The sequence below is a fragment of the Lysinibacillus sp. G1-3 genome (assembly GCF_056322905.1).
In genome coordinates this window covers 15,655-28,521 of the sequence record NZ_JBWHYQ010000027.1, presented here as the reverse complement: position 1 = coordinate 28,521, position 12,867 = coordinate 15,655, and the positions used below count along the sequence as shown (strand labels likewise).

At 38.3% G+C, this 12,867-nt stretch carries 11 protein-coding genes; all 11 read right to left on the bottom strand.

Annotated elements, in window-relative coordinates; genetic code table 11:
* Positions 1-504: 504 nt before the first annotated feature.
* Entirely contained in the window at positions 505-786 is a 282-nt protein-coding gene (locus ACVYAD_RS22605) for a GNAT family N-acetyltransferase (protein ID WP_386831301.1), read from the bottom strand.
* 181 nt (positions 787-967) lie between these two features.
* Complete coding sequence (locus tag ACVYAD_RS22600) at positions 968-1,882, bottom strand: DUF1002 domain-containing protein (protein WP_349661727.1); 915 nt, start codon at positions 1,880-1,882, stop codon at positions 968-970.
* A 176-nt stretch (positions 1,883-2,058) separates the two neighbouring features.
* Complete coding sequence (locus ACVYAD_RS22595) at positions 2,059-2,916, bottom strand: CvfB family protein (RefSeq protein ID WP_349661728.1); 858 nt, start codon at positions 2,914-2,916, stop codon at positions 2,059-2,061.
* Between the two features lie 100 nt (positions 2,917-3,016).
* Positions 3,017-3,436 carry a transcriptional regulator MntR gene (gene mntR / locus ACVYAD_RS22590; RefSeq protein WP_079562516.1) on the bottom strand — a complete coding sequence of 140 codons (420 nt, stop codon included), beginning with the start codon at positions 3,434-3,436 and terminating at the stop codon, positions 3,017-3,019.
* 495 nt (positions 3,437-3,931) lie between these two features.
* A complete protein-coding gene (locus ACVYAD_RS22585) occupies positions 3,932-4,231 on the bottom strand; it encodes a late competence development ComFB family protein (protein ID WP_368483752.1) in 300 nt (99 codons plus the stop codon).
* A 167-nt stretch (positions 4,232-4,398) separates the two neighbouring features.
* Complete coding sequence (locus ACVYAD_RS22580; RefSeq protein ID WP_476428028.1) at positions 4,399-6,525, bottom strand: heavy metal translocating P-type ATPase; 2,127 nt, start codon at positions 6,523-6,525, stop codon at positions 4,399-4,401.
* Entirely contained in the window at positions 6,506-6,877 is a 372-nt protein-coding gene (locus ACVYAD_RS22575) for an ArsR/SmtB family transcription factor (RefSeq protein ID WP_476428027.1), read from the bottom strand. Before ACVYAD_RS22575 ends, ACVYAD_RS22580 begins: the two co-directional genes overlap by 20 nt.
* A gap of 643 nt (positions 6,878-7,520) precedes the next feature.
* Positions 7,521-9,884, bottom strand: a complete 2,364-nt coding sequence (locus tag ACVYAD_RS22570) for a penicillin acylase family protein (RefSeq protein ID WP_476428026.1) — start codon at positions 9,882-9,884, stop codon at positions 7,521-7,523.
* A gap of 558 nt (positions 9,885-10,442) precedes the next feature.
* Entirely contained in the window at positions 10,443-11,198 is a 756-nt protein-coding gene (locus tag ACVYAD_RS22565) for an exodeoxyribonuclease III (RefSeq protein ID WP_349661732.1), read from the bottom strand.
* A 56-nt stretch (positions 11,199-11,254) separates the two neighbouring features.
* Positions 11,255-12,169, bottom strand: coding sequence for a UDP-N-acetylmuramate dehydrogenase (gene murB, locus ACVYAD_RS22560; RefSeq protein ID WP_349661733.1), 915 nt, complete (start codon positions 12,167-12,169; stop codon positions 11,255-11,257).
* 224 nt (positions 12,170-12,393) lie between these two features.
* Complete coding sequence (locus ACVYAD_RS22555; RefSeq protein ID WP_197142135.1) at positions 12,394-12,699, bottom strand: winged helix-turn-helix transcriptional regulator; 306 nt, start codon at positions 12,697-12,699, stop codon at positions 12,394-12,396.
* Between the last annotated feature and the right edge of the window lie 168 nt (positions 12,700-12,867).

Genomic DNA, 12,867 nt, shown 5'->3' with positions numbered 1-12,867 from the left:
CAAGTAAAGGGAATTAATGAATTTATACTAATAACAGGAGAGTGATTATTATGAAAGATTTAGATTCAGTATATGATTGGGTAGACATGGCTTCATTAGTAGGTGGAGCAGGCATCTTAACAATACTAATTTATAGTATTTTACTGTAAGGAGCCACATGAATGGTCTATAAAAATCAATTATGCATTGGCATAATTGCGTCCAGAATCGGCTTTGTGCAAGCACAAAGAACTCCTTTCCGATTCTGTGACATCCTCTGGAGGATTTAACTTCTTTCAGTAAATGTTTTACAAAAACATTTACTGAAAGAAGTTAAAAGGCAATCCAGCTTATTAATAAGCAGATTGCCTTATTTTATCCCGCGTTAACGGGCAGTAGTTTTCACCATAAAATTTTAGCAAAATTAAAGAAGTAAGGTTGGATTAAAACTGCCCGTAAACGCCCGATTGGTGAAGACTAATAATCAGTGGGGAAGAAAAAATCCCCACTGATTAAAGTTTCACTTTATTGTTTTACATCATTGTAAGCATCGGATTTTTCAAATGCTGCAACTACATAAGAACAAACCGCTTCCATTTTATAGCCTTGTTCACGTGCATAGGCTGCGGCATGATCCAACAGTTTTTTGGCCACCCCTTGGCCACGGAGCTTATCTGATACATATGTGTGATCCATGACCATTACTTGACCCTTTTGCTGCCATGTAATTTCCGCTAATCTTTCCCCTTCTTGCTCATAAACAAAAGCATGCTTTTTATCCGCTAGCTGTTGTAATTGAAATTCCATTTCTCACCACTCCTTTTTATCATAGTACCATAGCTTTTTATATTTTTACAAAGCTGGCGAGTGGCACGTTAAAAAAATATAAACCTTATAAAAAAAGAATCCGCTCACTTTCTCTAGCAATCAGGAGAAAGTGTTGCAGATTCTTTTCTATCAATTTTGCCTTGGCGTAATTGCGTCCAGATTAATTAAACCATGATGCGATTGTATCCTTTAAATTAGCAAAGAAATTTTTCACACTTTCCCAGAAGCCTTTATCTTCCATTAGCGATCCGAATTTTTCTTTAATCGTATTGCTAATATCATCTAATTGTTCAGACCATTTACCAAAATCAATATCTAGTTTACTAATCTTGTTCATCAAATCAACTAGCAATTGACGGTCCTTTTCACTTAAATTAATTTCAAGCTTGTTTAATTGCTCTTGCACAATCTTTTCAACCTCTTCTTTAGTCGCTGGCTTTGATTCTGCAATTTCTTTTTTAATTTCTGTTAGTAACTCTGCAACCTTGGCATCTTCAACTCCTGCTGATTGCGTAAGAGTAGTTGCTACTGATAGCTCGTCATTTGCAACATCTGTACGCTCAGTATCAAGCTTTTCACCTGTTTTTACTTCGTAAGCTTTGTAAATTCCCACAAGCGCTGAATGACCTGTTACTGCTTTAGGTGCAGCCACCTGTACTGTTGCATCTTCAATACCTGCAGTTAGCATGGCATTTGCATACATTTCAGATGTAACCTGTGTAATGTTTGATGGTGTAACAATTTCAATAACTAATCCTTCTCCTGCATTTTTACGCGTGATTTTGGCAGAAGAATACATACGAGAACTTGAATTACTATCTTTAATATATTTAGCTAAGTCTTGACCTGATACTGTTATTTCTTCAACTTCAGGCTCTTCGTTCACTTTTAATGACTTTTTAACAGACTCTTTTTCAGCCTCAGATAAGTTTGCACCATATACGACAATCGGTACTCCTAATTTTTCATCAATTGCTTTAGGTGGCGTATTATCAGCCGCAAAACCTGTTGCGGGTGCCATCACGCCAAATACTAACATTGTCGCTGTTAGTATTTTTATCCATGTTTTTTTCAAATTGTGTGACCCCTTTCATCCAAAAACTCATTTGGCCTGTAAAATGCATGCCAATCAATTACTAAACAATTATTAGTACGAAAAAAAGACGAGAAGGTTTCAAAGGGCTCTCGTCATTTTCTTTAATTTCATTTAGTAGCCGTTCATACTCTTAGTGCAGAAGAATTTCTTCTACACTAAATTTCCTCTGTCCAACCATCCTGCTGTTTCACTTTACCAGCTTTCATAAGTGTACCTAACGCTCGTTTGAATGCACCTTTACTCATGTTAAACATTTCTTGAACTTCATCTGGTGAGGATTTATCGCCAAACGGCATTCTTCCTCCTACCTCTTGTAGGTAATTTAAAATTCTTTGCGCATCGCCTGAAATACGCTCATGTTTACGTGGTAAAAGTGAACCATTCATCGAACCCTCGTCTTTTACATCAATAATACGAACAACAACATCTTGTCCCAGACGAGGTTCTTCATTACGCTCTGATTCATGGACAAAAATACGGTACGGAATGTCTACACCTAATAAAAACGAGCCAACTGGTAATAAACGATATGGACGTGCCTTAATGTTTTTATTGTGCATGTCTTCAAATGCACCTTCATATAATTCCGAAATTTTTTCTTCAGTTGCCAAACGTCCAAATAAATCACCATTGCGATCTGTGCGCAATGTCATAAATAAATGGTCGCCTGGTGCTGGCCAAAGCTCTGTTATTGCAGGTAAATCTTCAGCTTTTACTAGCACCTCGCGTGAAGTACCGATATCTACAAAAGCCCCTTCACGCTCGACTACTTTTAGAACACGAGCCCAGCCATATTCCCCTTGTACGAAAGATGGGATAGCTGTTGTAGCTGCTAAATCACCACGACGATCTGCAAATAAAAATACTTCAAGGCGGTCACCTACTGCAAGTGGCTCTGTTACCTCTGAAGCATTTAAGGGCAGTTCGTCAACTCCATTTGTTAAGATCCATTTCGATGCTTGTTGCTCTAACACAGTTAACGTAACAACTTCACCTGATTTTAATTCGTTCATATTGTCTTCCTTTCCTTCTTACCATCATTTTCGCAAAAAAACTTCACCGAAGGCTTTAACATCTGTAGCTGTCGCTACACAAAACATTCGCTGATAGAGATTAAAAGTTATGATGTGTTTTAGATGCCTCTAGCTTTTTCGCGATGTCCGGATTTTCTTCCATTACTTGCACAAGATCCGCAATTCGATCGATTGAATTCCAACTCAAATGATGTTCGATACCTTCTACATCATTGTATATTCGCTCTTCATCTACACCAATGATTCGCAAAAATTGCTCTAGAAGTTCATGGCGCTGTACAAGACGTTTCCCAAGCTTTTCTCCTTTAGGCGTCAATGTAAGGCCACGGTATTTTTCATAAACTAAATAACCATCTTTATCTAATTTTTGAACCATTTTTGTAACAGAAGAAGGAAGAACAGATAATGCTTCAGCAATGTCAGACACACGAGCATACCCTTTATTAGTGATTAATAAATATATTTGTTCGATATGGTCCTCCATACTAGGTGTTGGCATATCCTATTCCCTCTCTTTCCTTTTCTTATTCTCTAGTTTACTACAAGCTTGCCTTAAAAGTTAACTGAAAATACATATGCCAGAAAAACAATACATGCGCATCCTAAAAAGAACAACTTCATATGTTGGCTCCCTTGTAGTTGAAAAATTTGTATCAATGTAATTAAGGTATCATTTTAAATAAAGTGTGCTTTGCGGCAAAGCAAGGGAATGATTTCCGTTCCAGGCTACTCGCTTTCCTGTGGGCGAGCGTCGAGCCGCTTCCTCCGCTGCGCTCCGTGCAGGGTCTCGCCTGTCTCGCTTTCCCACGGGATCGAGTAGCCTTCCACTCCAATCAACAATAGCGTAGTGCTATTATAAATTTCTTCCATTTCAAAAGTGAACGCTTTGGCTACTCATCATATTCGAACTGAATAAACTTATAACTTAAAGGGTTTGTATCTGATGTTGCTACCACTTCGACCATTTGTTTTTCAAAAATATGAAGAGCCAACTTCATATAGAAGTTGGCTCTTCCTTATGTCGAGGATACTTATTTACCACATGTAATGCATGAATAATCTCTTTATTGATTCGTTCAATATTTTCAGGAGTATTCATCACTTTGAATGCTTCATCTCGGGATTCCATAGATGTAACATACTTACTAGGCAATACATTCAGTGTAAGTGCCACTGCGTCAAGTTCACAGATTTCACATTTACAAAATGTTTGATATTCCGGTCCACGTAGTAGAAAACTTACTAAACCACGTACAATTTCCTCTGTAACATTTACTAAAATAGGATCTGACATATTCAAAGCTTCGCCTCATTTATATTTAATTGTTACAATATTCCTGAAACCATAATAGCGTTAACAAAGCTTTTTTTCAAGAATCGCTAGTAACATCTATACCATTAATATCACTAGCTCCCCAGAATGACTTTTTTTCTACACGCTTCCACCGGATTATATCTTATTTACCATTTCTTGGACTTGATTAATCTTAATGAATTCAACACAACTAGTAATGTAGCACCCATATCTGCAAAGATGGCAATCCATAATGTTAGCCAGCCTGGGATAACAAGTAACAGGGCAATTAATTTTAGGGCTAAGGCAAATATAATGTTCTCTTTAATGATACGTAATGTTTTTCTACTTAAGCCAATTGTATACGGCAGCTTCGTTAAATCGTCGCTCATTAATGCGATATCCGCAGTTTCCAGTGCTGCATCCGTGCCAGCGCCTCCCATTGCAATACCAACATCCGCTGCGGCAAGTGCAGGTGCATCATTGACACCATCTCCTACCATCGCCACTGCACCAAACTGTGCACGTAAATCTTTAATGGCCATTAATTTTTCGGCTGGTAATAAGCCTGCTCTTACATCTGTCATATTTATCGAAGTTGCAATTGCCTGTGCTGTTGGTTCTGCATCACCTGTTAGCATAACTTTATGTTTCACTTTTAAACCATTTAATTTATTTAAGACATCTTTACTTTCTTGACGCAATTGATCAGCAATACCAATCATTCCAATAAACTGATTATTACTAACCGCTGCTACAACTGTTTTCCCCTGTTGTTGAAGTTGATGAACCTGTTCTTTTATCATTTCATCAACAGTCGTTAATGTAGCAATCCATTTTAAGCTTCCTACATAGATTAATTGATCGTCAACTGTTGCATAGGCACCCTTGCCTGTTACGGATTGAAAGTCTGTTGGTATAAACTCTGTCAGATTTTTTTCATGCAAAGCCCGCAAAATAGCTTTAGCTAATGGATGCTGTGATTGTTTTTCAACAGCCGCTACTAGTTGTAAAACATAATCCTCAGACATCTCCTGCGATGTAATAATATCCGTTACAGCAGGTTGACCTTTCGTAAGTGTGCCTGTTTTATCAAATGCTATTGCTTCAATATGACCAAGCTGCTCTAAATGAATACCGCCTTTAATAAGAACGCCTTGTCTAGCAGCGTTCCCAATTGCTGTAACAATAGCAACTGGTGTAGAAACGACTAATGCACATGGACAACCTACAACAAGGACCGCCAATCCTTGGTAAATCCAATGTTGCCAATCGCCTATAAATAAAGGTGGTAGAACCGCTACAAGGAAAGCAACAATCATAATTGCAGGCGTGTAATATTTCGCAAAGCGATCAACGAACTGCTGTGAAGGTGCTTTTTCTGCCTGTGCTTCTTCAACAAGATGAATGATTTTGGCAATTGTAGTGTCCTCTACTCGCTTTGTCACACGAACCTCTAAGGCTCCTTCTTCATTTAGAGTTCCTGCAAATACTTCGTCATCGACTGTTTTACTGACTGGAATAGATTCACCTGTAATCGCTGCCTGATTCACTGCTGACAATCCACTCACTACAATTCCGTCCATAGCAATCTTCTGACCAGGTTTAACGATTAAAATGTCACCAATTTCAATCTCCTCAGTCGGTAGCTCCATCTCATGAAAATGCTCGCCATGTGCACGTTTTATCGTCGCTGTAGGAGGAGCTATATCCATGAGCTGACGAATCGATTGACGCGCTTTATCCATTGAATACGCCTCAAGCGCTTCACTTACTGCGAATAAAAAGACAACAACAGCCGCTTCTTCCCACTCCCCAATAATGGCCGCACCTATTACTGCAATAGTCATCAGCGTCTTCATATCAAATTCAAAGCGTGCTAGATTGCGGAAGCCTGTTTTAAAAATTCCAATTCCCCCAACTAGAATTGCGATAATAAACATCCCAATAGTTAGCGGGTCCGTTTCACCACGCATTGTTCCAAACATATATCCAAGCACTACGAATAACAAAGAGATTCCAGCTAATATATTTTCAGTTTTCCGATAAAAAGGTGTTGATTTTTCAATTGTTCTTGTCTTTGATTGGGATACTTTTATGCCGTCGAAAGCACCTGCTTCTTCAAGTTGATCAACGTTAATATCACCAGTAACTGTTATTTTAGAAGCGCCGAAATTCACTTGTGCATCCTGAACCTCTGGAATAGCCTTCACGTTTTTTTCGAACTTTGCTGCACAGCTGGCACAGGATAAATTTTGCAACCTATATTCTTGTTTAGTTGGTGTTGCTGTCATCTACAATCCCCTCTTTCACATGTTCGTAGGCAATCGTTACAATTTGATACACATGCTTATCAGCTAAAGAGTAGTACATTTGCTTTCCTTTTCGATATGACTTCGCTAAGTTATTATCTTTTAAATATCGTAAATGATGCGATGCTGTTGCTACTGACGATCCTATAATGGAGGCAACATCGCAAACACATAATTCATCTTCGACCGTTAAAGCATACGCAATTTTAAGTCTTGTTTCATCAGATAATGCCTTTAAAAACTTTGCTACTCTCGATAAATCTGGCATTTGTTGTTGAACCTTACTGACCGCTTCTTCATGAACTTGTGTTATCTCACATACTTCTTTTGGCATTTCCTCACCTCATTCAAATGTTTGTTTGATTGTTTTCACCATAACATAATATTCCATCATATTCAAACGAATATTTGAATGTAAATGATTTATATCACAAATTCAAAAAATGTCTTTATAGTTGCTAACTAAAAGTTAAAAAGCTATCACTTCATCGTGATAGCTTCGTATGTTGTTGTATTAAATTATGGGTCTTTGGTAAAGCGAGGGGTTGATTTCCGTTCCGACTGAGCGCTTTGTTTTTAATGTCGCTACGCTTTCGCACAGAGCAGAGCTTCTTGGGGCGTCCGATGAGCGGGCAACAGATGTTTTTTGCGTGAAAGCGTAGTGCTAACGTAGCGACAGCAGAGGGTTTTGATTGTGCGAAAGCGCAGCAACAGCAGGATGTTGGTCACGAAGGCGTTATCACCGGATGTGATGGTTTTAGCCTTCGTTCCTCTACCGTTGATCCCCGAGGAGTCGCCCAGTCTCCAATCCAATCAACCACTTTACTTAGCATGTCCTAAAATGTCATTGAATCTCCTTAATCAGTTTATCATCTGACATCTCCTAATCTATTTATAAAAACTCCTTTCTACTCAAAATAGAAAGGAATTTTTGTTGTCTTAATATCAAACCCTGTAGATACTTATAACCTCTCATCCTATTTTGCTTTTAATCGTAACGTTTTACCTTTAATATCATCTTTCCACACATACGTTTGATGATAATCTCCATTAGCCCAATCCATTACTTGATCTTGATACCAAGCAGATTTTACATGTCCACTCTGTCCTGGACCAACGATATGATAGGCTGTGCTTAAATCACCGACATCAACTACAAAGCGCCATGATGCTCCGTGAGTAACATGTCCAGCTAAATCATTATCAGCAGCCTGAACAGTAACTTTTGAACCCCCAATAGGAACCTTTTTAGCATTAAAATATGCTGCAAGAATTGGCGAAGCTTTTCCTAATGTATGGTCAAAGGTAAGTTGATGGAAATCGCCCCACTTCCATTTCAATGCATTTTTTCCGAATTGATCTTCTATTTGTTTGACAGTGAGCTCTAATGCCTTGTAAACAGTTGCATCTACTCCGCCCTGTTCCTCAATCCATATACTCTTCTTACCTGCATAAGCTGTACGTAAAAGCTGGTCTGTAATATTAAATTTTCCATACATTAATTCATACATATCTTCTGGCATCTGATCTTTAAATAACACTTCTTGTAACTTCTCCATTAACGTATGGAACACTAATGGTGCCCCAGAATCCTTTGCATCTACCATATCCCAATTCTCTAATAATTTTATAACATCTTTATATTTCCCATCTTGATCTTGTGCTTTTATCGATGGTAATAAATATGGTAGAAACTCACGAGCATATAGGTTTTGCTGATCCATTTGTAAATTCATCATATCTTCCACTGTTAATGAATCATTCGCCTCTAAAACTTCCTTAATCCGTTCATAACGATAAGGCTGAGCCCAGAAATCTGTTATATGATAAGGATATTCTTCCCCAATAACTTCATTATTTGCTGTCGCAATAAATCCTTCATCAGGGTTTACTACAGTCGGGAGCTCATCCCACGGGATAAAACCTTCCCACCCATAGTCACTAGAATCACCTGGTACTGGTAATTGTCCGTCTCCTTGTTTCCGTATTGGAATTTGACCATTCGCTTTATAAGCAATCGTGCCGTCTTTTGATGCAAAGACAAAGTTTTGAGCCGGTGCTTTAAAATCCTCTAAAGCTTTTTCAAATCCATTCCAGGATTTCGCTTTATTAAAGCCTAGTATTGCACGTAGCTCTGTCGTAGGTTGCAGTGCCGTCCACTGCATCGAAAATTGTGCTGTAGGCTCAGTATCTTTAAAGGCTAAATCTGTCATGATTGGGCCGTGACGTGTAACAATAACTTCAAAATCTACCGTTGCCCCGTCCTTTACCTTAATCGGTTCATCCCGTACCTCCGCTTGTTCCCACTTGCCATCATAGCGGAACTGTGTTGGATTATTCGGATTAGGCATTTCTATATATAAATCCTGTACATCAGGTCCAACATTCGTTACACCCCACGCAATGTTATCGTTGTGTCCTAAAATAATACCTGGAATACCCGCAAAGATTACGCCACTAACATTTTGCTCAGGAGATTGTAAATGCATTTGATACCAAATAGATGGTGTACTTAATCCTAAATGTGGATCATCCGCTAAAATCGGCGTACCGTTTTTTGTTTTCTGCCCAGATACAACCCAGTTATTACTACCGTTAAATTCATTTGGCAACAGAGCTGCATTAAAACGCCCTGCCACGGCAACTGGGTTTTCTTTATTTGCCTCGATAATGGATGAAGCGTTTTTAGGATACTTTATAAATAATTCTTTAGCTTTTTCTTCATCAAAATTTTGTAAAGCCCAATGCCGGAACGCAAGCGTATTCCAATTACCACCTAAGTCATAGGCCATATATTTACCAATAGTAAGAGAGTCTATAACAGACCACTCCTCAGGTTCATAACCTAGTAATGCGAATTCATAGCTTAATGTTTTATTTTTCTTTGCCTGTGCAATAAAAGCATTGACGCCATCTGCAAACCACTCAAGTACCTGTCTGCTTTCTGCATCATAAGTACCTAATGATTTTTCAGCTGCATCCCGCAAGCTAAATGTTCGGAAAAATTTATCAGTATCAACAGTTGCCTCACCGATTATTTCCGACAAGCGACCGCTAGCTTGTCTTCGCGCTAAATCCATTTGAAACAGTCGATCTTGCGCTTGCACAAAACCTTGCGCACGATACAAGTCTGCATCTGTCTTAGCAAAAACATGAGGGATCCCCTTGTCATCCCTTGTGACAGTAACATCTTCATCTAGTACACTCAATGAAAGCTCTCCATCAATTATTGGTTTAGATTTATTCATAAACCAGGTAAATCCGATAAATGCGGCAATAGCCACTATAGCTAAACATCCTGCTATAGCTAGAAGCCATTTTTTCCACGTAATCTTTCTCACATCTCAACCCCCTTTTTGCAATATATTCTTTTACCTTTTAAAGATTCGAAGTTAATTGTTTATTGCTTTGCAGTATAAAAAAAATCGTATTTCCTTTTAGAAAATACGATTTTTTATGATGTTGAAAAACTATTGTCATCTTAAAGGGGCCCCCCTGTGAATGTTATAGATGAGGATGGTTTCCATTCCAGGCTAATAGACTTCCCTGCGAACGCACTTCCTCTACCTATTTTCACATTACGTTCCTTTTTCATACAAAATATTTATGTTGCAAAAGTTTCGTTCTATCACTAAAAATTAGACTGTCGTGACAGAAAATACACGCTATGTGAAGTGGTTGATTGGAGTGGAGACTGGGCGACTCCTTGGGGAATAGCGATTTAGGGAACGAAGGCTAAAAGCATCACGTCCTGTGATAACGCCTTCGTGACCAACATCCTGTTGGCCCGAGACCCTGCAGCGAAGCGTCAGCCCCAAAGCGTCCAGTCGGAATGGAAATCAACCCCTTGTTTTGCCGAAGAGCCATCCATTAATTGACCGTTTTATTGTTCAGAAATCTTAGTTATTAAGCTGTAATTCAATCGGACAATGATCACTGCCCATAATTTGTGAATGAATACTCGCTACGTTAATGTTGTTCTTTAGTCTCTCCGAAACAATAAAGTAGTCAATACGCCATCCGATATTACGCTCGCGTACTTTATTCATATAAGACCACCATGTATAGTGGTCTGTTTTATCTGGATACATGTAGCGGAATGAATCTACGAAACCACTTGCCAATAGCTCCGTCATTTTTGTACGTTCTTCAAATGTAAAACCTGAATTACCATTATTCGATTTTGCATTTTTTAAGTCAATTTCCATATGTGCGACATTTAAATCACCACAGTAAACTATAGGTTTCTTGGAATCTAGCTCTTTTAAATAAAGCGCTAATCGATCCTCCCATTCTAAACGAAGAGGTAATCTAGCTAAATCACGTTGTGAATTTGGGGTATAAACATTCACTAAGTAAAAATCTTCATACTCAAGTGTAATAATTCTCCCCTCTTCTTGTGATTCATCCTCACCAACGCCATAACGTACTGAAAGTGGTGTATGCTTTGTAAAAATAGCTGTTCCTGAATAACCTTTCTTTTGTGCATAATTCCAATACTGCTCATATCCCTCAAGTGAGATTTCCACTTGTTCAGCCTGACACTTTGTTTCTTGAATACAGAAAAAATCTGCATCTACATGATTGAAAAAATCTAAAAACCCTTTACCTAAGCAGGCTCGAATTCCATTAACATTCCAAGATATAAACTTCATTTTCTGTTGTCACTCCTCGAAAAACGCCCTCCACCATTAGCGAAGGGCGTAGTATTCTATAAGTCGTCACCAACGATTTTTACTTCTGTTTCTAAATCGATGCCAAACTTTTCTTTAACTTCTCGTTGTACCATTTGAATTGTTGCAATATATTCAGTAGCCGTTGCATTACCTTTATTAACAATAAAGCCTGCATGCTTCGTTGATACCTCAGCATCACCAACACCTTTTCCTTGTAAGCCACTATCTTGAATAAGCTTACCAGCAAAGTGACCAGGCGGGCGCTTAAAAACGCTCCCTGCAGATGGGTATTCTAACGGCTGCTTAGATTCTCGCTGAAACGTTAAATCAGCAATTTTTGCATCAATTTCTTCCTGCACACCTTTTGCTAATTGAAATTCGGATGATAATACATAGTATCCTTTCTTGGCAATGATACTTTGACGATAACCAAGTTCAAGATCTTCTTTCGATAGTATTAAAATTTCGCCTTCTTTCGTTAGCACTTTCGATGAAATAATAATATCCTTAATTTCACCGCCATATGCACCGGCATTCATTGCCATAGCCCCACCAACTGAGCCAGGGATACCACAAGCAAATTCAAAACCTGTTAAAGATGCTGCTGCTGCCAGTTTCGATACATCTTTTATAAGTGCACCACTTTGCGCATAAACATGGTCACCATTAATGCGAATTTCATCTAAAAACGAAAATGTAACAACGATCCCTCGATGACCGCCATCACGAACGACCATATTAGATCCATTACCTAACATTAATAAAGGTATATTATTTTTGTGAGCATAGCGAATAACCGTTGCTGCCTCTTCCTCTGTTTCAGCGAGAACGAAAATATCCGCTTTACCACCTAATTTTGTCATAGTATATTGCTGTAATGATTCATTTAACTTAATATTGGCCGGATTAACGCTCTGTGCTAAATCCGCTGCCCATTGTTCTTTTGTCATGAGAGCTAATTCCTTTCTAACGTCCTTTCTTACTCTACACTAGTATGGATTTAGAACCCTAATTTGACAAGTAAAAATGAAGGGTAATTTTTATCTCGCCTGAATAGGTAGCGAGACTCTCCATGCAGAGCCGATGAATAGGATAAAGAAAATTCATGGTCATTATATTACATATGTCCAATGTTTATCTATCCATCAGAAATTTCGAGATAGACTTCACACTTTTATAGCCAACTCGTTGCCCACGATTCGATATTGCGGATTGCTCCTTCTAGTGCCCAACCTTTATCCGTCAAAGAATATTCAACACGCACTGGTACCTCTGAATATACTTTTCTTGCAACAAGCCCTTCTTTTTCTAGCTCTTTTAAACGTTCGGATAATAAACGGCCACTTACAGGTAATGCAGTTTCAATCTCATTAAAACGCTGTGGTCCATCTAGTAATTGATATAAAATCAGCCCTGTCCAGCGTTTTCCGATTAAATCCATTGCTTTAGCTAAACGAGGACATAAATTTGACTCACTCATTTTTTTCACCTCTTATGTACTCTATTGTAACGATAATTTTTAAAAAAGTAAATTTGAAGTAACTTATTTACTACAAGTAATCTATTTACCTTTTCTTATTTGATTACTAAATGTAACTTAAAGTGTTCTTTCATTTTTGGCATTATCTTTTGCTTTAACATCGTATCA